Source organism: Streptomyces sp. NPDC053513 (assembly GCF_044544765.1).
GTDB classification, from domain to species: domain Bacteria; phylum Actinomycetota; class Actinomycetes; order Streptomycetales; family Streptomycetaceae; genus Streptomyces; species Streptomyces litmocidini.
This window is the reverse complement of the sequence record NZ_JBITXP010000011.1, coordinates 176,827-199,920: the sequence shown is the minus strand read 5'-3', so window position 1 is coordinate 199,920 and position 23,094 is coordinate 176,827. Positions and strand designations below refer to the sequence as shown.

General features: G+C 71.4%; 22 protein-coding genes. 9 read left to right on the top strand and 13 right to left on the bottom strand.

The genetic code is table 11. The features are described from left to right. The first annotated feature begins 130 nt into the window (after nucleotides 1–130). Both gabT and ACIGW4_RS21290 read left to right on the top strand, forming a co-directional pair. Complete coding sequence (gabT, locus tag ACIGW4_RS21295) at nucleotides 131–1,465, top strand: 4-aminobutyrate--2-oxoglutarate transaminase (RefSeq protein ID WP_399582274.1); 1,335 nt, start codon at nucleotides 131–133, stop codon at nucleotides 1,463–1,465. 100 nt (nucleotides 1,466–1,565) lie between these two features. Continuing rightward, on the top strand, nucleotides 1,566–2,300 hold the full coding sequence (locus ACIGW4_RS21290) for a phosphatase PAP2 family protein (protein ID WP_399582272.1): 735 nt from the start codon (nucleotides 1,566–1,568) through the stop codon (nucleotides 2,298–2,300). Here ACIGW4_RS21290 and ACIGW4_RS21285 read toward each other — a convergent pair. The 8 genes from ACIGW4_RS21285 to ACIGW4_RS21250 all read right to left on the bottom strand — a co-directional run bounded on the left by ACIGW4_RS21285 (nucleotide 2,266) and on the right by ACIGW4_RS21250 (nucleotide 11,929). Beyond that, nucleotides 2,266–4,071 carry a chitinase gene (locus ACIGW4_RS21285; protein WP_399582271.1) on the bottom strand — a complete coding sequence of 602 codons (1,806 nt, stop codon included), beginning with the start codon at nucleotides 4,069–4,071 and terminating at the stop codon, nucleotides 2,266–2,268. The genes ACIGW4_RS21290 and ACIGW4_RS21285 overlap by 35 nt on opposite strands. Before the next feature lie 97 nt (nucleotides 4,072–4,168). Next, on the bottom strand, nucleotides 4,169–4,639 hold the full coding sequence (locus ACIGW4_RS21280; protein WP_399582268.1) for a hypothetical protein: 471 nt from the start codon (nucleotides 4,637–4,639) through the stop codon (nucleotides 4,169–4,171). A gap of 113 nt (nucleotides 4,640–4,752) precedes the next feature. Beyond that, entirely contained in the window at nucleotides 4,753–6,171 is a 1,419-nt protein-coding gene (locus ACIGW4_RS21275; protein ID WP_123455649.1) for an FAD-binding oxidoreductase, read from the bottom strand. Between the two features lie 37 nt (nucleotides 6,172–6,208). Then, nucleotides 6,209–7,003, bottom strand: coding sequence for an ABC transporter permease (locus ACIGW4_RS21270; RefSeq protein ID WP_123455648.1), 795 nt, complete (start codon nucleotides 7,001–7,003; stop codon nucleotides 6,209–6,211). Then, complete coding sequence (locus ACIGW4_RS21265) at nucleotides 7,003–7,929, bottom strand: ABC transporter permease (protein ID WP_123455647.1); 927 nt, start codon at nucleotides 7,927–7,929, stop codon at nucleotides 7,003–7,005. The genes ACIGW4_RS21270 and ACIGW4_RS21265 overlap by 1 nt, the downstream gene beginning before the upstream one ends. Further along, a complete protein-coding gene (locus ACIGW4_RS21260; RefSeq protein ID WP_123455646.1) occupies nucleotides 7,926–9,074 on the bottom strand; it encodes an ABC transporter ATP-binding protein in 1,149 nt (382 codons plus the stop codon). Before ACIGW4_RS21260 ends, ACIGW4_RS21265 begins: the two co-directional genes overlap by 4 nt. A 43-nt stretch (nucleotides 9,075–9,117) precedes the next feature. Then, entirely contained in the window at nucleotides 9,118–10,365 is a 1,248-nt protein-coding gene (locus tag ACIGW4_RS21255; protein WP_123455645.1) for a PotD/PotF family extracellular solute-binding protein, read from the bottom strand. A gap of 49 nt (nucleotides 10,366–10,414) precedes the next feature. After that, nucleotides 10,415–11,929 carry a gamma-aminobutyraldehyde dehydrogenase gene (locus ACIGW4_RS21250; protein ID WP_359589245.1) on the bottom strand — a complete coding sequence of 505 codons (1,515 nt, stop codon included), beginning with the start codon at nucleotides 11,927–11,929 and terminating at the stop codon, nucleotides 10,415–10,417. Between the two features lie 175 nt (nucleotides 11,930–12,104). On the opposite strand from ACIGW4_RS21250, the gene ACIGW4_RS21245 reads away from it, so the two are divergent. Further along, nucleotides 12,105–12,653, top strand: a complete 549-nt coding sequence (locus tag ACIGW4_RS21245) for an NADAR family protein (RefSeq protein ID WP_123455643.1) — start codon at nucleotides 12,105–12,107, stop codon at nucleotides 12,651–12,653. Between the two features lie 132 nt (nucleotides 12,654–12,785). On the opposite strand, the gene ACIGW4_RS21240 is transcribed toward ACIGW4_RS21245, so the two are convergent. Further along, nucleotides 12,786–13,466 (bottom strand): DUF4190 domain-containing protein, encoded by a 681-nt coding sequence (locus ACIGW4_RS21240; protein WP_123455642.1) that lies wholly within the window; start codon nucleotides 13,464–13,466, stop codon nucleotides 12,786–12,788. Between the two features lie 75 nt (nucleotides 13,467–13,541). On the opposite strand from ACIGW4_RS21240, the gene ACIGW4_RS21235 reads away from it, so the two are divergent. The 6 genes from ACIGW4_RS21235 (at nucleotide 13,542) to ACIGW4_RS21210 (ending at nucleotide 19,170) form a co-directional block, all read left to right on the top strand. Continuing rightward, nucleotides 13,542–14,573, top strand: coding sequence for an adenosine deaminase (locus ACIGW4_RS21235; protein WP_123455641.1), 1,032 nt, complete (start codon nucleotides 13,542–13,544; stop codon nucleotides 14,571–14,573). A 19-nt stretch (nucleotides 14,574–14,592) separates the two neighbouring features. Further along, a complete protein-coding gene (locus tag ACIGW4_RS21230; protein ID WP_398713328.1) occupies nucleotides 14,593–15,282 on the top strand; it encodes a glycerophosphodiester phosphodiesterase in 690 nt (229 codons plus the stop codon). Further along, nucleotides 15,279–16,064: an SAM-dependent methyltransferase gene (locus tag ACIGW4_RS21225; RefSeq protein ID WP_123455639.1), complete on the top strand. Its 786-nt coding sequence runs from the start codon at nucleotides 15,279–15,281 to the stop codon at nucleotides 16,062–16,064. The genes ACIGW4_RS21230 and ACIGW4_RS21225 overlap by 4 nt, the downstream gene beginning before the upstream one ends. Further along, complete coding sequence (locus ACIGW4_RS21220; RefSeq protein WP_399582258.1) at nucleotides 16,064–17,212, top strand: sensor histidine kinase; 1,149 nt, start codon at nucleotides 16,064–16,066, stop codon at nucleotides 17,210–17,212. The genes ACIGW4_RS21225 and ACIGW4_RS21220 overlap by 1 nt, the downstream gene beginning before the upstream one ends. After that, the gene (locus ACIGW4_RS21215; protein ID WP_123455637.1) at nucleotides 17,209–17,913 is read left to right on the top strand and encodes a response regulator transcription factor; all 705 of its coding nucleotides are present in this window, start codon (nucleotides 17,209–17,211) and stop codon (nucleotides 17,911–17,913) included. The genes ACIGW4_RS21220 and ACIGW4_RS21215 overlap by 4 nt, the downstream gene beginning before the upstream one ends. Nucleotides 17,914–18,009: 96 nt before the next feature. Beyond that, entirely contained in the window at nucleotides 18,010–19,170 is a 1,161-nt protein-coding gene (locus tag ACIGW4_RS21210; protein WP_399582255.1) for a serine hydrolase domain-containing protein, read from the top strand. Here ACIGW4_RS21210 and ACIGW4_RS21205 read toward each other — a convergent pair. From ACIGW4_RS21205 to ACIGW4_RS21190, 4 genes are all read right to left on the bottom strand, one after another. Then, nucleotides 19,152–19,688, bottom strand: coding sequence for a hypothetical protein (locus ACIGW4_RS21205; protein WP_359589251.1), 537 nt, complete (start codon nucleotides 19,686–19,688; stop codon nucleotides 19,152–19,154). The two genes, ACIGW4_RS21210 and ACIGW4_RS21205, sit on opposite strands and share 19 nt — an antisense overlap. Nucleotides 19,689–19,751: 63 nt before the next feature. Further along, nucleotides 19,752–20,282, bottom strand: coding sequence for an HXXEE domain-containing protein (locus tag ACIGW4_RS21200; protein WP_359589252.1), 531 nt, complete (start codon nucleotides 20,280–20,282; stop codon nucleotides 19,752–19,754). A 12-nt stretch (nucleotides 20,283–20,294) separates the two neighbouring features. Further along, the gene (locus tag ACIGW4_RS21195; RefSeq protein WP_399582253.1) at nucleotides 20,295–21,458 is read right to left on the bottom strand and encodes a spermidine/putrescine ABC transporter substrate-binding protein; all 1,164 of its coding nucleotides are present in this window, start codon (nucleotides 21,456–21,458) and stop codon (nucleotides 20,295–20,297) included. Nucleotides 21,459–21,600: 142 nt separating this feature from the next. Then, entirely contained in the window at nucleotides 21,601–23,037 is a 1,437-nt protein-coding gene (locus ACIGW4_RS21190; RefSeq protein WP_123455632.1) for a gamma-aminobutyraldehyde dehydrogenase, read from the bottom strand. Nucleotides 23,038–23,094 lie beyond the last annotated feature (57 nt).

Genomic DNA, 23,094 nt, shown 5'->3' with positions numbered 1-23,094 from the left:
CCATGTCCATCCCGGACAACGACACACCCGCCACTACTCCCGATCGGCGCATGCCCGACCCCCTCCCCCACGCCTAGCCTGCGGAGGAAACCCGCAAAAGTGCGTCCAGAACCACCCCCAGGAGCCCCGCATGAACGCTGTCCCGCAGGAGCGGCGCGTCGTCACCGCCATTCCCGGTCCGAAGTCGCAGGAGCTTCAGGCTCGCCGACTGGACACCGTCGCCGGGGGCGTGGGCTCCACGCTGCCCGTGTTCACCAAGCGTGCGGGCGGCGGCATCATCGAGGACGTCGACGGCAACCTGCTGATCGACTTCGGTTCCGGCATCGCCGTGACCTCCGTCGGCGCCTCCGCCGAGGCCGTCGTGCGCCGCGCCTCCGCGCAGCTCCAGGACTTCACCCACACCTGTTTCATGGTGACGCCGTACGAGGGTTACGTGGAGGTCTGCGAGGCGCTGGCCGAGCTGACCCCGGGCGACCACGCCAAGAAGTCCGCGCTGTTCAACTCGGGCGCCGAGGCCGTCGAGAACGCGGTGAAGATCGCCCGCTCGTACACCAAGCGCCAGGCCGTCGTCGTCTTCGACCACGGCTACCACGGCCGTACCAACCTCACCATGGGCATGACGGCGAAGAACATGCCGTACAAGCAGGGCTTCGGTCCGTTCGCGCCCGAGGTCTACCGCGTGCCGGTCGCCTACGGCTACCGCTGGCCCACGGGCGCCGAGAACGCCGGCCCCGAGGCCGCCGCCCAGGCGATCGACAACATCACCAAGCAGATCGGCCCCGAGAACGTCGCCGCGATCGTCATCGAGCCGGTCCTCGGCGAGGGCGGCTTCATCGAGCCGGCCAAGGGCTTCCTGCCGGCGATCGTGAAGTTCGCCAACGACAACGGCATCGTCTTCGTCGCGGACGAGATCCAGGCCGGCTTCTGCCGCACCGGCCAGTGGTTCGCCTGCGAGGACGAGGGCATCGTCCCGGACCTCATCACCACCGCCAAGGGCATCGCGGGCGGTCTGCCGCTCGCCGCCGTCACCGGCCGCGCCGAGATCATGGACTCCGTCCACGGCGGCGGTCTGGGCGGCACCTACGGCGGCAACCCGGTGGCCTGCGCCGGTGCGCTCGGCGCCATCGAGACGATGAAGGAGCTCGACCTCAACGGCAAGGCCAAGCGCATCGAGGAGGTCATGAAGGGCCGCCTCATCGCCATGCAGGAGAAGTTCCCGGTCATCGGCGACATCCGCGGCCGCGGCGCCATGATCGCCATCGAGCTGGTGAAGGACCCGGCGACGAAGGAGCCGCACGCCGAGGCCGCCGCCGCGCTCGCCAAGTACTGCCACAACGAGGGCGTGCTCGTCCTGACCTGTGGCACCTACGGCAACGTGCTGCGCTTCCTGCCGCCGCTGGTCATCGGCGAGGACCTGCTCAACGAGGGCCTGGACGTCATCGAGGCCGCGCTCGCGACCGTCTGAGGACCGATCCGGCACACGGTGTGAAGACTCTGTGGGGGGCCGATGGCGGGACGCGTTTCCCGCTGTCGGCCCCCCGTTCCGTGGCGTACGGTTTCCGCAGATGAGAGAAACACCCCGGGCGGAGCCTCCCCAGCCCCGCCCACACCGTGCCTCCGAGCACACCACCGGCGCCTCGTGCTCCGGGACTCCTCACCGATCGGATGGCCGCCCGCCCCACACCCCCCGGGGCGCGCGGCAGCCCGATCCCCTCGGCCGCCCTGGAACCACCCCCCCTGTTCCAGGGCGGCCGGCTCTCTTCTCGGCGCTCGTCGCCCTCGCCGTCGTGACCTGGCAGGTGCTCGTCCACGGCCCCTTGGCCAGGCTCGACGAGCGGGTGTCCCGCTCCCTGGTGGACGCGGTCCCCCGCCCCCTGAGCGAACTCGCCTCCGACCTCGGCAACATGACGGTCGCCCTTCCGGTCCTGGCCTGCGCCATGGCGTACGCGGTGTGGCGCGGCCGCCGCGCCGCCGCCCTGCACGCGGGCCTCGCGATGGCGGCGGTACCCCTCCTGGTGGTCCCGCTGAAGGAGTGGACGGCCCGCCCCGGCCCCCTGGAACCCTGGGCCCAGGGCTACTTCCCCTCGGGCCACACGGCGACGGCCGCGGTCGCCTACTTCGGCGCGGCCCTCCTCGTGTCGAACCGGCTGGTCCCCGTCGCCGCCGTGCTGACGGCGGTGACGGGGGCCGGGCTGGTCCTGCGGGGCTTCCACTGGCCGCTGGACGTGTTCGCCAGTCTCTGCCTCTCGTTGCTCGTACTGGGCGTCAGCTCCAGCTGTACGCGTCGAAGTTCCGGCTGAACTCCCACTGGTTGTAGCGGTCCCAGTTGATCGACCAGGTCATCAGGCCGCGCAGGGCCGGCCAGGTGCCGTGGGTCTGGTAGGTGCCGCAGTTCGCCTTCTTCGTGAGGCAGTCCAGGGCCTTGTTCACCTCGGTCGGGGTGGTGTGGCCGTTGCCCGCCTGGGTGGAGGCGGGGAGGCCGATGGCGACCTGCTCGGGGCGGAGCGGCGGGAAGAAGCGGTCGGCGTTGCCGGCGACCGGGAAGCCGGTGAGCAGCATGTCGGTCATGGCGATGTGGAAGTCGGCGCCGCCCATCGAGTGGTACTGGCCGTCGAGGCCCATGATCGAGCCCGAGTTGTAGTCCTGGACGTGGAGCAGGGTCAGGTCGTCGCGCAGGGCGTGGATGACGGGCAGGTAGGCGCCGGCGCGCGGGTCCTGGCCGCCCCAGGGGCCGGAGCCGTAGTACTGGTGGCCGAGTTGGACGAAGAAGGTCTCCGGGGCCATCGTCAGGACGAACTTCGCGCCGTACTTGGCCTTGAGGGTCTTGACCGCCTGGATCAGGTTGACGATCACGGGGCTGGTCGGGTTCCGGAAGTCGGTGTCGCCGGTCTGGAGCGAGAGCGAGTGGCCTTCGAAGTCGATGTCGAGGCCGTCGAGGCCGTACTCGTCGATGATCTTCGAGACGGAGGAGACGAAGGTGTCGCGGGCCGCGGTGGTGGCGAGCTGCACCTGGCCGTTCTGGCCGCCGATGGAGATGAGGACCTTCTTGCCGGCGGCCTGCTTGGCCTTGATCGCCGCCTTGAACTCCGCGGGTGACTCGGCGTTCGGGCATTCCGTCGCGGGGCACGGGCTGAAGCGGATGTCGCCCGAGGTCACCGAGGTCGGTTCGCCGAAGGCGAGGTCGATGACGTCCCAGGAGTCGGGGACGTCGGCCATGCGGGTGTAGCCGGAGCCGTTGGCGAAGCTCGCGTGGAGGTAGCCGACGAGGGCGTGCGCGGGCAGGGAGCCGCCGGGGTCGCCACCGCCTCCGGGCGTCGTCGTGACGGTCAGGGCCGTGGACCTCCCCGACTCGCCCGCGCTGTTCGCCGCCGAGACCTGGAAGCTGTACGAGGTGCCGGGCGCGAGCCCGGTGGCGGTGTACGAGGTGCCGGTGACGGTCGCGACGGGGGCGCCGCCGCGGTAGACCTTGTACGAGGTGGCGCCGGGGACCGCGGTCCAGCTCAGGGGCACGGAGGTGGAGGTCGGGGAGCCCGCGGTGAGGCCGGTGGGGGCGGCGGGGAGCTGGACGGGGTCGCCGCCGGGGCCGTACAGGGAGAGGTCGTCGGCCTGGTAGGCGGGGGTGCCGTACCAGCCGTGGGTGTAGATCGTGACCGAGGTGGTCGAGGGGCCCGTGGTGAAGGAGGTCGAGAGCTTCTGCCAGTCGGGGGCGGAGCCGGTCCAGGTGGAGACGTCGGTGGTGCCGGTGCCGGTGGCGCCCAGGTAGACGTAGCTGCCGCGGACCCAGCCGCTGAGGGTGTAGGTGGAGCCGGGTTTGACGGTGACGGTCTGGGAGCAGCGGGCGTTGTCGCTGCCGGCCGGGGTGGCCTGGAGCGCCTTCGTCCCGCCGTGCACGGGTGACGGGACGACGGCGCCGCTGCCCGCGGTGCAGGTCCAGCCGTCGAGGCCCGCCTCGAAGCCTCCGTTGCGGGCGAGTTCGGTGTCGGCGGCCTGGGCCGCGGGGGTGAGTGCGAGGAGCCCGCCGGCGGCGAGGGAGCCCGCGAGGAGCAGGGTGAGGGGTCTGGCGCGGTCCACAGCTGCCTCCGGATGTGGGGGAATCGAGGTGGAGCGCGCCACAGCATGGTCCAGACCAATCGAGTGGTCAAGACCTCTGTACGGACCGGGACTTCGTTCAGCCCCCTCCCTCCCCCCTGGCCAGCCGGCCCGCCGCCTCGTGCATCGCCAGCTCCAGGAGGGAGGCGTCGGTGAGGGTGCCCAGGCCGTCCGGTGCCACCAGCCAGCGCACCCGCCCCGTGACCCGCCCGGGGTACGGGGCGACGATCCAGGTCCCCGCGCCCGCGCCGCGCACTCCGGTGCCGAGCCAGCGGGCGGCCGTTCCCGGCGGGACGAAGAAGCCCGTCCGGGACTCGCCGAAGTCGGCCAGGACCGGGCCCGGCCGGTCCACGAGCCGGGTCAGCACGTCGAGGGTGGGGTGGCCGAGCTCCCCCGGCAGGATCAGCACGTCCCAGCGCCTGCCGGCGGGCAGCAGCGCGACCCCGTGGGGGTTGCGCTCCCATTCCCAGCGGCAGGCGCCGGGGTCCGGTGCGACCGAGACCAGCCATTCGACCGCGGCCTTGACGCCGGAAGCCCCCGTACCAGTCATCGCGACGATCTCCTTCCGTGTGGACACGGTGTCCACACGGAGAGAGCGGGTACGGGGGCTTCTCTTACGCGGCTTCGCCTACGCGTCGAAAGTGACCTGCGTCACATGGGGGCTCAGCTGTCGAAGCCGAGGCCGAGCCGGTCCATGGCCTTCAGCCACAGGTTGCGCCGCCCGCCGTTCTCGTCGGCGCGGGCGAGCGACCACTTGGTGATGCCGATGCCGGCCCAGGCGACCGGCTCGGGCGGGAACGGCAGCGGCTTGGAGCGGACCATCTCCAGGTCGGTGCGCTCGGTGCGCTCCCCCGCGAGCAGGTCGAGCATCACGTCCCCGCCGAAGCGGGTGGCGCCGACGCCGAGGCCGGTGAACCCGGCCGCGTACGCCACCTTCCCCTGGTGCGCCGTGCCGAAGAAGGCCGAGAAGCGCGAGCAGGTGTCGATCGCGCCGCCCCAGGCGTGGCTGAAGCGGAGCCCCTCCAGCTGCGGGAAGCAGCGGAAGAAGTGCTCGGCCAGCTTGAGGTACGTCTCCGGGCGGTGGTCCATCTCGGCGCTGACCTTGCCGCCGAACGGATAGATCGCGTCGTAGCCGCCCCACAGGATGCGGTGGTCCGCGGTGATCCGGAAGTAGTGGAACTGGTTCGCGGAGTCGCCGAGGCCCTGCCGGTTCTTCCAGCCGATCGAGGCGAGCTGCCCGGGGCTGAGCGGCTCGGTCATCAGGGCGTAGTCGTAGACCGGGACCGTGTACGCGCGGACGCGCTTGACCAGCGACGGGAAGACGTTGGTGCCGAGCGCGACCCGACCGGCGACGACCTTGCCGTACGGGGTGCGGACGCCCATCCCGGCGCCGAGCGACACCAGCTGGAGCCCGGGGGTGTTCTCGAAGATCCGGACGCCCAGGTCGAGGCAGGCCCGCTTCAGGCCCCAGGCCAGCTTGGCCGGGTGGAGCATGGCGACGCCGCGCCTGTCCCACATGCCGCCGAGGAAGGTCGGGGAGTCGACCTCGGCCCGTACGGCGTCCCGGTCGAGGAACTCGACGCCGTCCGCGAGCCCGAGCCGGTCGAGCTCCGCGTACACCTCGGCCAGTTCCTCGACCTGGTACGGCTCGGTGGCGACGTCGATCTCGCCGGTGCGCTCGAAGTCGCAGTCGATCCCGTAGCGGGCGACGGTCTCCTCGATGGCGTCGAGGTTCCGCTCGCCGAGCCGCTCCAGCTTCGGCAGCTCGCCCGGCCAGCGGGCGAGCCCGTTGCCGAAGCCGTGGGTGAGGGAGGCAGCGCAGAAGCCTCCGTTGCGGCCCGAGGCGGCCCAGCCCACCTCGCGGCCCTCGATCAGTACGACGTCCCGGGAGGGGTCGCGCTCCTTGGCGAGGAGCGCGGTCCACAGTCCGCTGTATCCGCCGCCGACCACGAGGAGGTCGCACTTCTCGGTGCCGGTGAGGGCGGGCAGGGCTCCGGGCTTGCCGGGGTCTTCCAGCCAGAAGGGGACGGGCTGGGCGTCGGAGAGAGATTGTGCAGCGAGACGCATGGCGACTGGGGCCATGGTTTCCAACTCCTTCGGTGCCTGAGACGCTTCTCGCTCAGGCGGTTGCTGTCTTCTTGCGCCGGTTCGCGATGATCTGCCCGGCCGCGACCATCAGTACCGCGAGGACGAACATCGCGGTGCCGATGACGTTGATCTGAACGGGGGTTCCGCGCTGCGCCGATCCCCAGACGAACATGGGGAAGGTGACGGTGGAGCCCGCGTTGAAGTTGGTGATGATGAAGTCGTCGAACGAGAGCGCGAAGGCGAGCAGCGCGCCGGCCGCGATGCCGGGCGCGGCGATCGGCAGGGTGACGCGCAGGAAGGTCTGCGCCGGTCCCGCGTAGAGGTCGCGCGCGGCCTCCTCCAGGCGCGGGTCCATGGACATGACCCGGGCCTTGACCGCCGTCACGACGAACGACAGGCAGAACATGATGTGGGCGATCAGGACCGTCCAGAAGCCCAGCTCGATCCCCATGTTGAGGAAGAGCGTGAGCAGCGAGGCGGCCATGACGACCTCGGGCATCGCCATCGGCAGGAAGATCAGCGAGTTGATCGCGCCGCGCGCCCGGAAGCGGTAGCGGACCAGCGCGAAGGCGATCATCGTGCCGAGGAGGACCGCGCCGAGCGTCGCCCAGGCGGCGAGCTGGAGCGAGAGCGAGAGCGACTCGCACATGTCCGCGACGCCGCAGGGGTCCTTCCAGGCGTCGAGCGAGAACTCCTGCCAGGAGTAGTTGAAGCGTCCCTTCGGCCGGTTGAAGGAGAACGCCATCACCACGAGGTTCGGCAGGATCATGTACGCGAGCGTCAGCAGGCCCGCGACGACGACGAGGTTCTTGCGGATCCAGCGCATCAGACCAGGTCCTCCGTTCCGGCGCGGCGGATGTACACGGTGACCATGCCGAGCACGATCGCCATGAGGATGAAGGAGAGCGCGGCGGCCGTCGGGTAGTCGAGCACCCGCAGGAACTGCGACTGGATGACGTTTCCGACCATCTTGGTGTCGGTCGAGCCGAGCAGTTCGGCGTTGACGTAGTCGCCGCTCGCCGGGATGAAGGTGAGCAGGGTGCCGGAGACGACGCCGGGCATCGACAGCGGGAAGGTCACCTTGCGGAAGGTGGTCGCCGGGGAGGCGTACAGGTCCTGCGCGGCCTCGTGCAGCCGGCCGTCGATCCGCTCCAGGGAGGTGTAGAGGGGCAGGATCATGAAGGGCAGGAAGTTGTACGTGAGGCCGCAGACCACGGCCATCGGGGTGGCGAGGACGCGGTCGCCCTCGGTCCAGCCGAGCCAGTCGGTGACGTCCAGGAAGTGCAGGGCGTTGAGCGCCTGCACCACCACGCTGTCGTCGGCCAGGATCGTCTTCCACGCGAGCGTGCGGATGAGGAAGCTGGTGAAGAACGGCGCGATGACGAGGACGAGGAGCAGGTTGCGCCAGCGGCCGGCCTTGAAGGCGATGAGGTACGCGAGCGGGTAGCCGAGCAGCAGGCAGAGCAGGGTCGCGGTCCCGGCGTACAGCAGGGAGCGGACGAACTGCGGCCAGTACTCCTGGAAGGCGTCCCAGTAGGTCTGGAAGTGCCAGGTGACCTCGAAGCCCTTCTCCAGGGAGCCGGTCTGCACCGAGGTCGAGGCCTGGTAGACCATCGGCAGCGCGAAGAAGACGAGCAGCCAGATGATGCCGGGCAGCAGCAGCCAGTACGGGACGAGCCGCTTGCGGGCGGAGGGCTTGCGCAGAACCGGTTCCTCTATCGGGGGAACCTCTTTCGCCAGGGTCGCGGTCACGAGGCGTCCTCCACCGTCTCGACACCCGCGTCGATGTCCTGGGCCGCGTCGAGGCCGAAGGTGTGGGCCGGGTTCCAGTGCAGGACGACCTCCGCCCCCGGGACGAGCCGCGTGTCGCGCTCGATGTTCTGCTCGTACACCTGGAGCTCCGCGCCGGCCGGCGAGTTCACCACGTACTGGGTGGAGACGCCGATGAAGGAGGAGTCGACGATCCGGCCGGTCACCCGGTTGCGGCCGTCGGCGATCTCTCCCGCGTCGTCGGCGTGCGCGAGCGAGATCTTCTCCGGACGGACGCCCACGAGGACCTTGCCGCCCTGGCGGACGGCGGAGGTACAGCGGTCCCCGGGGACGCGGAGCTTGCCGCCGCCGGCCGTGACGAGCACGTCGGCGCCGGTCTCCAGGACCTCGGCCTCGATCAGGTTCGAGGTGCCCAGGAAGTTGGCGACGAAGGTGGTCCTCGGGTTCTCGTACAGGTCGGCGGGGGCGCCGAGCTGCTCGACCCGGCCGCCGTTCATCACCGCGACCTGGTCGGCCATCGTCATGGCCTCCTCCTGGTCGTGGGTGACGTGCACGAAGGTGATGCCGACCTCGGTCTGGATCCGCTTGAGCTCCAGCTGCATCTGGCGGCGCAGCTTGAGGTCGAGGGCGCCGAGCGGCTCGTCGAGGAGGAGGACCTGCGGGTGGTTGATGAGCGCGCGGGCCACGGCGACGCGCTGCTGCTGGCCGCCGGAGAGCTGGTGCGGCTTCTTGTGGGCGTGCTCGCCGAGCTGGACCAGGTCGATCATCTCGTCGACCTGCGGCTTCACCGACTTGATGCCGCGGCGGCGCAGGCCGAAGGCGATGTTCTCGGAGATGTCCATGTGCGGGAAGAGCGCGTAGGACTGGAAGACGGTGTTGACCGGCCGCTTGTAGGGCGGGAGGTCGGTGACGTCCTGGTCGCCGAGGAAGACGGTGCCCGTCGTCGGGTCCTCCAGGCCGGCGATCATGCGCAGGGTGGTGGTCTTGCCGCAGCCGGAGGCGCCGAGCAGGGCGAAGAAGGAGCCCTGCGGGACGGTCAGGTCGAGCGGGTGGACGGCGTGGAAAGAGCCGTACGACTTGCTGATCCCGGTGAGACGGACGTCGCCGCCGGTGGTGTTGTCAGTCATGGGTTGCGGTCCCAGGGAGTGAGAGAGGTGGACGAGGCCGGACTCAGGCGCCGATGAGCTTGGCGAACTTCTCCTCGTACGCCGTCTCCTCCGCGCTGGTGAGCGAGCGGAAGGCGTGGGACTTCTTGGCCATGGCCTTGTCCGGGAGGATCAGCGTGTTGTTCGCGAGCTCGGGGTCGATCTTGGCGAGCTCGTCCTTCACCCCGTCGACGGGGCAGACGTAGTTGATGTACGCGGCGAGCTGGGCGGCGACGGGAAGCTCGTAGTAGTAGTCGATGAGCTTCTCGGCGTTCGTCTTGTGCCGGGCCTGTGCGGGGACGAGCAGGTTGTCGCTGGAGGTGATGTAACCGGCGGACGGGATGGAGTACTTGATGTCCGGGTTGTCCGCCTGGAGCTGGATGATGTCGCCGGCCCAGGCGAGGCAGGCCGCGATGTCGCCCTTGTCCAGGTCGGAGGTGTAGTCGTTGCCGGTGAAGCGGCGGATCTGCTTCTTGTCGACGCCCTTCTGGAGCCGCCCGATCGCCGCGTCGTAGTCGGCGTCGGTGAAGTTCCCCGGGTCCTTGCCCATGTCGAGCAGGGTCATGCCGACGGAGTCGCGCATCTCGGTGAGGAAGCCGACGCGGCCCTTGAGGGAGGGGTCGTCGAGGAGCTGGGTGACGGAGTCGACCTTCTTGCCGCCGGTCGCCTTGGAGTTGTACGCGATGACGGTCGAGATGCCCGTCCACGGGTACGAGTAGGAGCGGCCCGGGTCCCAGTCGGGGCGGCGGAACTGGGCGGAGAGGTTCGCGTACGCGTTGGGCAGGTTGGCCGGGTCGAGCTTCTGCGCCCAGCCGAGCCGGATGATGCGGGCGGCGAGCCAGTCGGTGACGCAGATCAGGTCGCGGCCGGTGTCCTGGCCGGCCGCGAGCTGCGGCTTGATCTTGCCGAAGAACTCGACGTTGTCGTTGATGTCCTCGGTGTACTTGACCTTGATCCCGGTGCGCTTCGCGAACGCCTCCAGGGTCGGGCGGGACTTCTCGTCCTCGCTGACGTCCATGTACTCGGTCCAGTTGGAGAAGGCGACGGTCTTCTCCTTGGCCGAGACGTCGATGGACGCGGGGCCGTTGCCCTCCCGCTTGGCCGGCGGGATGCCACAGGCGCTCAGGCCGGCGAGGCCGCCGACCGTGAGCGCGCCGACGCCGCCCGCGCGCAGCATCGAACGGCGGCTGAGGGCGCCCCGGCCGCTCGTCAGGCTGCGCCGTATCGCCGCCAGCTGCGCGGCGGACAGGCTGTCGGGCTCGTACTGCTCCATGCGCTGTGCCCTTTCGGGATGGGTGGGCCGCTGGTCGGGCGGCGAATTGCTATCGGTCCCCGAAGATCGTGCGGTGCCAGTCCTTGGCCGCCACCGCGGTGTTGTCGAACATCACGTGCTTGACCTGCGTGTACTCCTCGAAGGAGTACGCCGACATGTCCTTTCCGTAACCGGAGGCCTTGGTGCCGCCGTGGGGCATCTCGCTGATGATCGGGATGTGGTCGTTGACCCACACACATCCCGCCTTGATCTCCCGCGTGGCACGGTTGGCCCGGTAGACGTCACGGCTCCACGCGGAGGCGGCGAGGCCGTAGGGGGTGTCGTTGGCGAGCCGGATGCCCTCGTCGTCGCCGTCGAAGGGCAGGGCCACCAGGACCGGACCGAAGATCTCCGACTGCACGACCTCGCTGTCCTGCGCGGCGCCGGTGATCAGGGTGGGACGGTAGTATGCGCCGTTCTCGAGCTCTCCACCAGGGGCTTCACCGCCGGTGACGACCGTGGCGTAGCCGCGGGCGCGCTCGACGAAGCCGGCGACGCCGTCGCGGTGGCGGTGGCTGACGAGCGGGCCGAGGTCGGTGTCCGGCGCGAAGGGGTCGCCGACGCGGACGGTCTCCATGAGCTCGGCGACCCGGGCGACGAAGGCGTCGAAGAGCGGCCGCTGGACGTACGCGCGCGTGGCGGCGGTGCAGTCCTGGCCGCTGTTGATCAGGGAGGCGGCGACGGCGCCGTGGGCGGCGGCCTCCAGGTCGGCGTCGTCGAAGACGAGGAAGGGGGCCTTGCCGCCGAGTTCGAGGTGGAGCCGCTTCACGGTGGTGGTGGCGATCTCGGCGACCCGCTTGCCGACGGGGGTGGAGCCGGTGAAGGAGGTCATGACGACGTCCGGGTGGCCGACGAGGTGCTCACCGACGACCCGTCCGGAGCCGCTGACGATGTTGATCACCCCGTCGGGGATGCCGGCCTCCTTCGCCGCCTGCGCGAACATCAGCGAGGTCAGCGGGGTGAGCTCGGCCGGCTTCAGGACGATGGTGTTGCCGGCGGCAATCGCCGGGAGGATCTTCCAGGCGGCCATCTGGAGCGGGTAGTTCCAGGGGGCGATGGAGCCGATGACGCCGATCGGCTCGCGCCGGATGTACGAGGTGTGGTCGCCGGTGTACTCGGCGGCCGACTGGCCCTGGAGGTGGCGGGCGGCCCCCGCGAAGAAGGCCGTGTTGTCGACGGTGCCGGGCACGTCGAACTCGGTGGTGAGCTTGAGCGGCTTGCCGCACTGGAGGGACTCGACCCGGGCGAGGTCCTCCGCCCACTCGGCGAGGACGCCGGCGAGGCGGTGGAGCGCGTCGGAGCGCTCGCCCGGGGTGGCCGCCGCCCAGGCGGGGAAGGCGGCCTTGGCGGCGGCGACGGCCTCGTCCACGTCGGCGGTGGAGGCGAGGGCGTAGGTGTAGACGCTCTTGCCCGTCGCCGGGTCGATCACGCTGTGTTCCCGACCTGAGGTTCCGGCGCGGAGCCTTCCGCCGATGTACTGCGCGCCGTCCGCGAAGCGGTCCGTCACCTGGAAGCGGTTGGTCATGACGCTCTCCGTTGTCCCAGCTCGAATTGAGTGCCGATCCTGACAGAGGGGCGACTACCCAACAAGTGATTCCGTTGTTGCCTTTTGGTTACGCGACGGAATCGGTCGACCATGTGTCGAGGAGGCCGGAAAATCTCCGTACGGAGTGTCCGTGGCGGATGCCAGACTCGCATGTATGAGCAAGATCGAAGAGCTGACGCAGCAGGTCACACGTGGTGACCGGGTGAAGTGGCTGCACTTCTGGGGGCACCGTCCGCACCCCGACGGGCGACTGTCGGCGAGCTGTCTGAGCCAGTGGTGGCCGTCGCCCTTCGCGGTCGACGGCGTGACGTACGCGACCGCCGAGCACTGGATGATGGCCGCCAAGGCCCGCCTCTTCCGGGACGCGGACGCCGAGCGGGCCGCGCTGACCGCCCCCACGCCCGCGGAGGCGAAGAAGGCGGGCCGGCTGGTGCGCGGCTTCGACGAGGCCGTCTGGGAGCGGGAGCGCTTCGGGATCGTCGTGGAGGGCAGCGTCCACAAGTTCTCCTCGGACGAGGCGCTGCGCGCGTACCTCCTGGGCACGGGCGGGCGCGTCCTCGTCGAGGCCAGCCCGCTGGACCGCGTCTGGGGCATCGGGCTCGCCGCCGACGACCCCCGCGCCCACGACCCGGCCCGCTGGCGCGGCCTCAACCTGCTGGGCTTCGCCCTGATGGAGGCCCGGGAGCGGCTGCGGACCGCCTGAGACGACAGGGGCCCGAAACGTGCAGGGGGCCGAGACGCGCAGGGGCCCCGAGACGCACAGGGGGCCCGGGACGCGCAGGGGCCCCGCACCCCCCTCAGACGGGTGCGGGGCCCTAGCGTGCGCGTACGGCCGTCAGCGGCCGCTCTCGACCACCAGGCTCGACGCGAACGGGTCCTCGTCGTAGCCGTCCTCCGAGGAGCCGGAGGGGGCGTTCGCGATCGCCCAGATCACGAAGCCCAGGAAGACGGCGCTGACGAGGATGCCGATCGAGCCGAGGATGACGCCGGCCAGCGCCATGCCCCGGTTGGTCGCCTCGCCCCGGCCCGCCTTCTTCATGCCGATGATGCCGAAGATCAGCGCCAGGATGCCGAGGACCACCCCCAGTCCGTACAGGCAGAAGCCCGCGACCGCGATGATGCCGAGCACCATCGCCGTCGTGCCCATGCCGTTGGACGGGGCCTGCGGCCAGCCGGGCTGCCCCGGCTGGGCGTACCCCGAGTAGCCGGGGTAGCCGTATCCCGAGGCGGCCGGCGGGGTCGTGGCCGCCGCCGGGTAGCCGTAGCCGCCGGAGGTGTCCGCCGGGTAGCCGTACCCGGGCGTGGCCGCCGGGCCGCCGGGGGCGACCGGGGGCGGCGGGACGTCCCCGCCGGGACCTCCCGGCGCGGCCGGGAAGGACGTCATGGTCGGCTGGTCGTGCACCGGCGAGGGCGACGGCGTCGCCGGCTTGCTCAGTTCCACCCCGTCGCGGTTCGGCGGAGCCCACGGGTCGGTCGGGTCGTACCCGCCCCGCGACTGGTCTCGGTTGTCAGACATGGGCCTCCCCCATCGTGGTCACGTCATGCTACGGCCTCACCCCTACGGGGGAACCGCCCGGCCTACGATGGCCGGATGACCGATCTCCACCCTTTCATCGCGGGCCTGCCCAAGGCCGAGCTGCACGTCCACCACGTCGGCTCCGCCTCGCCCCGGATCGTCGCCGAGCTCGCCGCCCGGCACCCGGATTCCAAGGTCCCCACGGACCCGGAGGCCCTCACCGACTACTTCACGTTCACGGACTTCGCGCACTTCATCGACGTCTACCTGTCGGTCGTCGACCTGGTCCGCACGCCCGAGGACGTCCGGCTGCTGACCTTCGAGGTCGCCCGTGACATGGCCCGGCAGAACATCCGCTACGCCGAGCTGACCATCACCCCGTACTCCTCCACCCGCCGCGGCATCGACGAGCGCGCCTTCATGGCGGCGATCGAGGACGCCCGCAAGGCGGCCGAGGCCGAGTTCGGCACGATCCTGCGCTGGTGCTTCGACATCCCCGGCGAGGCCGGCCTCGTCGCCGCCGAGGAGACCGCGCGGCTCGCCACCACCGACGGGCTGCGCCCGGAGGGCCTGGTCTCCTTCGGTCTGGGCGGCCCGGAGATCGGCGTGCCGCGCCCGCAGTTCAAGCCGTACTTCGACCTGGCCCGCGCGGCCGGCCTGCGCTCCGTCCCGCACGCGGGCGAGACGACCGGGCCCGGGACCGTCTGGGACGCGATCCGCGAGCTGGGCGCCGAGCGCATCGGCCACGGCACCAGCTCCGTCCAGGACCCCGAGCTGCTCTCGTACCTCGCCGAGCACCGGATCGCCCTGGAGGTCTGCCCGACGTCGAACATCGCGACCCGGGCCGTCGCCACCCTGGAGGAGCACCCGATCCGGCAGATGGTCGACGCCGGGGTGCTCGTCACCGTCAACAGCGACGACCCGCCGATGTTCGGCACGGACCTCAACACCGAGTACGCCGTCGCCGCCCGTCTCCTCGGCCTCGACGAGCGCGGTGTCGCCGCCCTCGCCAAGAACGCGGTGGAGGCCTCCTTCCTCGACGCGGCCGGCAAGGCCCGGATCGCCGCCGAGATCGACACGTACACGAACGACTGGCTGGCGCGCTGACGGCGGCGAGAATGGGGCCATGCGCTCCGTCACTGTCGTAGGTCATCGCGGCGACCCGTACCGCGTCCGCGAGAACACGCTCCCCTCGATCGCCTCGGCGATCGAGCGGGGGGCGGACGCCGTCGAGGTCGACGTCCGGCTGACGCAGGACGGGGTGCCCGTCCTGCTCCACGACGACACCCTGAAGCGCCTGTGGGGGCACGACCGGCCGCTCGCCGGCCTCACGCACGAGCGGTTGCGCGAGCTGACGCGCGGCGAGGTGCCGACCCTCCGCGACGCGCTGCTCGTCGCGGGGGACCACCGGCTGATGCTGGACCTGCCGGGCGGGAACGAGGACTCGGTCCGCCGGATCGTCGGCACGGTCCGCGAGTGCGGGGCCGGGGAGCGCGTCTACTACTGCGCGGGCGCCGTCGCCATGCTCCAGGTGCGGGCCGCCGATCCGGCCGCCGAGATCGCCCTGACCTGGACCACGCTCGCCCCGCCCCGGCCGGTGCTGCTCGACGCCGTGCGGCCGCGGTGGCTCAACTACCGTTTCGGTCTGGTGAGTCGGGAGCTGACCGAGCGGGTCCACCGGGACGGGCTGCTCGTCTCGACCTGGACGGCGGACACCGCGCGCACCATGCGTAAGCTGATCTTGACCGGGGTCGACGCGATCACCACGAATCGGGTCGACACCCTCGCCGCCCTGTTGCGAAAGGCTCGCGCGTGAACGACCGGATCAGGACCGACATCGCCCACAACGCCCGGGTGTGGAACTACTGGCTGGGCGGCAAGGACAACTATCCGGTGGACCGCGCGGTCGGCGACACCGTCACCGGCTTCTACCCGAGCATCGGCGAAGTGGCGCGCGCGGACCGGGCGTTCCTCGGGCGGGCGGTGACCCATCTGGCCGCCGAGGCGGGCGTCCGCCAGTTCCTGGACATCGGTACGGGCCTGCCGACCGCGGACAACACCCACGAGGTGGCGCAGCGGATCGCCCCCGACGCCCGGATCGTCTACGTCGACAACGACCCGATCGTCCTGACGCACGCCCGCGCGCTCCTGACCGGCGCGCCGGAGGGCGTCACCGAGTACGTGGACGCCGACGCCCACGACCCGGAGCGGATCGTCGCGGCGGCGGCCGGGGCCCTGGACCTGTCCCGCCCGGTCGCGGTGATGATGCTCGGCATCCTCAACTTCGTCCTGGACACCGACGAGGCCCGGTCGATCGTGCGGACCCTGATGGCCGCCGTGCCCTCCGGCAGCCATCTGGTGGTGACCCATCCGACGCTGGAGCCGGAGCTCGGCGGCGAGGGCAACAAGGCCGCGATGGCCTTCTGGAACGAGAACGCGACCCCGCCGATCACCGCCCGCTCCCGGCAGGAGTTCGCCTCCTTCTTCGAGGGCCTCGACCTCCTGGAGCCGGGCATCGTCTCCTGCTCGCGCTGGCGGCCCTCCTCCGGGGAGGCGCACGTGGTGGCGCAGTTCGGCGCGGTGGGCCGCAAGCCGTAATGGGCGTACGGGGGGACGTGCGCGGCGGGTGGGTGCGGGCGCGGGCCTGGGCCGCGGCGAACCCGTGGGCGGTGGACGTCGGGATCGCGCTGCTGGTGCAGGCGGCGATGACGATGCCGTTCGTGGTGCCGCGCGGGCCCGAGCTGGAACCGGCGACCTGGCCGGCGTACGGGCTGACGACGCTGACGGTGGTGCCGCTGGTCTGGCGGCGGCGGGCGCCGCTCGCCGTGCTGTTCGCGATCCTGGCGGCGAGCGCGCTGTACCGGCTGGCCCTGGAGGGTCCCGGGCAGCCGCTGCCGTACACCGGGCTCGTCGGCGTCTACACGATCGCCGCGCTGTCGCCGGGGTGGAAGCGGCTCGCGACGGCGGGGCTCATGCTGGTCGCGGTGCCGGCCTCGGTGTGGCTCAACACCCAGTCGGCGCGCGAACTCACCTTCTCCCTCTTCGTGTTCGGCGCCGCCTACGTCTTCGGTCGGCTCACGGACGCCCGGCAGCGGACGCAGCGGGTGGAGGCCGAGCGGGCGGCGGCGCGGGAGCGGGCCAGGATCGCGCGGGAGATGCACGACGTCCTGTCGCACGCGGTGAGCCTGATGGTGGTGCAGGCGGAGGCGGGTCCGGTCGCGGTGCGGGCCGCGCCGGAGCGCGCGGAGGCCGCGTTCGAGGCGATCTCGGAGACGGGCCGGGAGGCGATGGTCCAGCTGCGGCAGATGCTGGGGCTGCTGCGCGACGGCGGCGAGACGGCGGCGCCGCGCGAGCCGCAGCCGGACCTGGCGGACCTTCCCGGTCTCCTGGAGCGGGTGCGGGCGGGCGGTCTGACCGTCGGGTACGCGACGGAGGGCGGGGTGCGGGCGCTGCCCGCGGCGACCGGGGCGAGCGTCTACCGGATCGTGCAGGAGGCGCTGACGAACGTGGTGAAGCACGCGCGGGCCCGCACCGTCGACGTCCGGCTCGCCCACGCCGACGGCGTCCTGCGGGTCACGGTGACCGACGACGGGCGGGGCCCGCAGGGCGGTCCGGGCGGGCACGGCCTGGTGGGCATCCGGGAGCGGGCCGCCGCGCACGGCGGGACGGCGGAGGCGGGCCCGGGTCCGGGCGGCCGGGGGTTCGAGGTGCGGGCCCTGCTGCCCGTGGGGGAGGGGAAGGGATGACGATCCGGGTGGTGGTCGCGGACGACCAGGAGCTGGTGCGCAGCGGCTTCGCGATGATCCTGGACGCGCAGCCGGACATCGAGGTGGTGGCGGAGGCCGGGGACGGGGCGGAGGCCGTCGAGGCGGTGCGGCGGCTCGCGCCGGACGTGGCGCTGCTCGACATCCGGATGCCCCGGACGGACGGCATCGAGGCCTGCCGGGTGATCAGCGCGGAGTCCGGCTGCCGGACGGTGATGCTGACGACCTTCGACACCGACGCGTACGTGTACGAGGCGCTGCACGCGGGCGCGAGCGGTTTCCTCCTCAAGGACGTGCGGCGGGACGACCTCGTGCACGCGGTGCGGGTGGTGGCGGCGGGCGACTCGCTGCTCGCGCCGTCCGTGGCGCGGCGGCTCGTGGAGCAGTACACGACGGGCGGGCCGCGCAGGACCGATCCCCGGCTCGACGTCCTCACCGGGCGGGAGCGGGAGACCCTGCTGCTGCTCGCGCGGGGCCTGTCGAACGCGGAGATCGCGGCGGAGCTGGTGGTCAGCGACCACACGGTGAAGACGCACGTGGGCAACGTGCTGGCCAAGCTGGGGCTGCGGGACCGCGTCCAGGCGGTGATCTGCGCGTACGAGACGGGTCTGGTCGCGGCGGGCTCTCCCCCGCCCGGGGGAGGCGCGGGGCCCGGCCCCTCCCCCGCGCCGGGGAGGAACTGACCCGCCGAAGACCGCCGGTGCGGGCGATCCGCCGATCGTCCCCGGTCAGCAGGATGGAGCCATCGAGAACAACGGCTCACACCACCGGAGTTGACCATGCGGAAGTCCACCCGCGCCCTGCTCGCCGCCGCCCTGGTCCTGGGCGTCGCCGCCGGCCCGGCCCTCACCCCCGCCTTCGCGGCCACGACCCCGTCGGTGGCACAGGCCTCGACGCCCGACCTGTCGGCGGTCGTCGCGGGCCTCCCCCGCGCCGACGCGACGGCGGCGCTGGTCCGGGTCGGCGGCACCGAGGGTTCCTGGCGGGGCAGCGCGGGCGTGCACGACCTGGAGACGAACGCCCCGGCGGACCCGGCCGCCCGCTTCCGGGCCGGTTCGGTGACGAAGGTGTTCACGGCGGCGACCGTCCTCCAGCTGGCCGCGGAGGGCCGGATCGACCTGGACCGGCCGGCCCGCGCGTACCTCCCGGACCTGATCCCCGGCCGCTACGCCACGGTGACCGTGCGTCAGCTCCTGAACCACACCCACGGCATCCCGGCCGCCGACATGCCGGGCGAGACGGTCGAGGAGTGGTACGCGAACCGCTTCGCCGTCCACACCCCGGAGGAGCTGGTCCGCTCGGCGACGGCGCGGCCGCGCGAGTTCCGGCCGGGCACGAGGCAGCACTACCTGAACATCGGGTACACGATCGCGGGCCTGATCGTGGAGCGGGTCACGGGCGACTCGTACGAGCACCAGGTGGAGCGGCGGATCCTGCGGCCGCTGGGGCTGCGGGACACGTACTTCCCGCGCGGGGCGGCCGAGATCACCGGCCCGTACAACCACGGCTACCAGACGATGCGGCTCGACGACGGCACGACGGGCCTGCGAGACGTCTCGGTGTGGGGGACGACGGACGGCTGGGCGGCCGGGGACCTCCTCTCGACCACCATCGACCTGGAGCGATTCACCCGGGCCCTGTTCGCGGGCGGGGTGGTGCGGGGCCCGCTCCTGGAGGAGATGTTCACCCTCCCGAAGGTCCCCGACCTGAAGACCGGCGACCCGGCCGCGTACTCCGTCGGGCTGTCGATGAAGAGGCTCGGCGGCCGGGAGGTGTGGGGCAAGACGGGTGGCCGCTGGGGCTACAACGCGGCCATCGCGTCGACCCGCGACGGTGCCCGCACGCTCGTCTACAGCGTCAACTCCACGGACGCCAAGGGCCAGGACATGAACCCGACGGCCCTGCGCCTGATGGTGGCGGCCTACGGCCTGCCGGAGTGAGCGGTCTCGGGCCGGGCCGCTTCGAGCCGCTTGATCAGCCGGCGTACGTGGAGCAGCGGCAGGATGCCGATGACGCCGAACGACATGTCGACGACCGACCACCAGAAGGGGATGTCCCGGATCGGTCCGCAGATCAGGGCCAGTGGGACTATGCCGACGCAGGCGATCATGCCGAACTCGATCACCCAGACGTTGCGGACCGGGTCGCGGTACGGGCCGTGGAAGGCGACCGCGATGACGAGGTGCGCGAAGGCGAGCCAGTCGGTGCCGTAGAGCAGGTACGGGGACCGGGCGTCGGCGGCCGCGAGTCCCTCCCGCACCCGGTGGATCCACTCGGCGAGGCCGGGGAGGAGGTCGGCCACGGGCGAGGCCCACCCGGTCAGGGCGGAGTCGAGCAGGCGGAGTTCGGTGACGAGCGGGAAGGCGGTGGCCCCGCTCAGGACCAGGCAGACGACGAAGACGATCAGCCAGACGCGGATGCGCGCGAGAAGGGCTCTCGGCCCGTTCGGGTCGCTCATGGGGCCAGCGTACGCTCCTCTTGAACGCGTTCAGAAGTCAGGGCCCCATGTTTTTGAGCGCGTTCAGAACCGCGCCGCGATCCTCCGGCCGACCCCGTGCGCCACCACCGTCGCGCCCGCCGCCACCGCGAGCCCCGCCGCCACTCCCCCGGCCGTGACCGGCCGCAGCACCCCGGCCCGCCGCAGCCGGCGGCGGGCCCACAGGGAGAAGGGAATGACGACGAGCGGCGAGGTCGGCGCGCCGGGCGTCGCGCCCCGCGCCACGGCGGCCTGCGCGAGGTGCACGAGCCCGTGCAGCCCGAAGCCGGTCACCGCCCCCTGGTAGAGGCCGGACCGGCCGCCGGAGCGCGCGCCCGCCACGGCCGCCGCGCCGACGATCACCGCCATCACCCCGACGGCGGCGGTGAATTCACGCTCGTCGACGGACTCGACGGCCTTCCACACCCGTTCTGGCACGCCGGGGAAGCGTTCACGCAGTCCCGGCAGGTTCTCCCGGAGCCAGCGCGGGCCACGCACGAGTTCTTCGGCGTCGTGCACGGCCCAGGCGAGGAACAGACCGTAGGTGACCAGCGGATCGAGGCGCGTGTCCGTCATGATCGGTCCAACTCACAGGCCCACGATCGAGTTCCACCGCTTCGCGAACTCCTGGCGCTCCTCGGTGGTGATGTCCCGGGCGATGGCGAGCCGGCCGCGCATGCCGGCGTCCGGGAAGATCAGCGGGTCCTCGGCGAGCGCCACGAGCTCCTCGTCGCCGGAGTCCGCGAGGACGGCCTGCGCGGCCGGCACCGGGCAGACGTAGTTGACCCAGGCGGCGAGTTCGGCGGCGACCTCGGGTTCGTAGTAGTAGTCGACGAGCTTCTCGGCGTTGGACTTGTGCTGCGCGAGGTTGGGGACCATGAGGGACTCGGCCCACAGTTCGGCGCCCTCCTCGGGCACGACGAACTCGATGTCCGGATTGTCGGCCTGGAGCTGGATGACGTCGCCGGAGTACGCCTGGCAGGCGAGGACGTCGCCGGTGGACAGGTCCTTGATGTAGTCGTTCCCGGTGAAGCGCCGGATGTGCTTCTTCCGGACGAGTCCCTCGATCTGCTCGCACAGGCCGTGGAAGTCGTCGCCGGTCCACCTGGTCACGTCGACGCCCCTGCCCAGCATGAGCAGGGCGAAGGACTCGTCGAGCCCGGACAGCAGGGTGACCTTGCCGCGCAGGTCGTCGGCCCACAGCTCCCTCGTGGAGCGCAGTTCGCGGCCGAGCTTCTTCCGGTTGTACGCGATGCCGGTGATCCCGGACTGCCAGGGCACGCTGTGCAGCCGGCCGGGGTCGAAGGCGGGTGACTTCAGCTGCGGGTCGAGGTGGCGCGTGACGTGCGGCTGGGCGGTGCGGTCCATCTCCTGGACCCAGCCGAGGCGGACGAAGCGGGCGGCCATCCAGTCGCTGACGACGATCAGGTCGCGCCCGGTCTCCTGGTGGTTCATCAGGGACGGGCTGATCTTGCCGAAGAACTCGTCGTTGTCGTTGATCTCCTCGGTGTACCGCACGGAGATCCCGGTCCGCTTCCGGAAGGCGTCGAGGGTCGGCCGCTTCGACGCGTGGTCGTCATCGGTGTCGATGTACAGCGGCCAGTTGGCGAAGTCGAGGATCCGGTCGCGCGCCGAGAGGTCCCGGCCGGCCCGGTCGCCCTCCTCGACGTAGGCGGCGGGAACCCCGCACCCGGCGAGCAGGGCCCCGGCCCCGGCACCGCCGATGCCGCGCAGCAGGGACCGGCGGGACATGTGTTTCCTGGCTGTCGCTCTCACACGGGCAGCATCCCGGCCCGCCGCGACCTGCGGCAATGGACGGTCCGTCGAGCGACGGCGCGCGGCCCCGACACCCTGTCGATCAAGGTGTCGGGGCCGCGCGGGGGTCCGGGGCGGATCAGCCCAGGGAGGTCATGACGTGCTTGATGCGGGTGTAGTCCTCGAAGCCGTAGGCGGAGAGGTCCTTGCCGTAACCGGACTTCTTGTAGCCGCCGTGGGGCATCTCGGCGACGAGCGGGATGTGGGTGTTGATCCACACGCAGCCGAAGTCGAGGGCCTTGGACATGCGCATCGCGCGCGCGTGGTCCTTGGTCCAGACGGAGGAGGCGAGGGCGTACTCGACGCCGTTCGCGAACTCCAGGGCCTGGGCCTCGTCCGTGAAGGACTGGACGGTGATGACCGGGCCGAAGACCTCGTTCTGCACGATCTCGTCGTCCTGCTTGAGGCCGGAGACGACGGTCGGGGCGTAGAAGTAGCCCTTGTCGCCGACGCGGTGACCGCCGGCCTCGACCTTGGCGTGCGCCGGGAGGCGGTCGATGAAGCCGGCGACCTGCTTCAGCTGGTTGGCGTTGTTGAGCGGGCCGTACAGCACGTCCTCGTCGTCCGGCTGACCCGTCTTCGTCTCGGCGGCGGCCTTGGCGAGGGCGGCGACGAACTCGTCGTGGATGGACTCGTGCACGAGGACACGGGTCGCGGCCGTACAGTCCTGGCCGGCGTTGAAGAAGCCGGCGACCGAGATGTCCTCGACGGCCTTCTCGATGTCGGTGTCCTCGAAGACGACGACCGGGGCCTTGCCGCCCAGCTCCAGGTGGACGCGCTTGACGTCCTTGGCCGCCGACTCCGCGACCTGCATGCCGGCGCGGACCGAGCCGGTGATGGAGGCCATCGCCGGGGTCGGGTGCTCGACCATGGCCTTGCCCGTCTCGCGGTCGCCGCAGACGACGTTGAAGACGCCCTTGGGGACGATCTGGCCGATGATCTCGGCCATCAGGACGGTCGACGCGGGGGTCGTGTCCGAGGGCTTGAGGACGACGGTGTTGCCCGCGGCGAGCGCCGGGGCGAACTTCCACACGGCCATCATCATCGGGTAGTTCCACGGCGCGACCTGCGCGCAGACGCCGACCGGCTCGCGGCGGATGATGGAGGTCATGCCCTCCATGTACTCGCCGGCGGACTTGCCCTCCAGCAGCCGGGCGGCACCGGCGAAGAAGCGGATCTGGTCCACCATCGGCGGGATCTCCTCGCTGGCGACGAGGGCGGTCGGCTTGCCGGTGTTCAGCACCTCGGCGGCGATGAGGTCCTCGGCGCGCTCCTCGAAGGCGTCCGCGATCTTGAGGAGCACCTTCTGGCGCTCGGACGGCGTGCTGTCACGCCAGGCGGGGAAGGCGGTCGCGGCGGCCTCCATGGCGGCGTCGACGTCGGCCTGTCCCGAAAGCGGGGAGGTGGCGTACACCTCACCGGTGGCCGGGTTGACCACGTCGATGGTGCGGCCGTCGGCCGCGTCGCGGAACTCCCCGTTGATGTAGTTACGCAGCCGGCGCAGCTCGGTGGTCACTTGCCACCCCTCCTGTCACGTTCTGTCTTCGCACACCTTCGTGCGGTGTCCCGATGG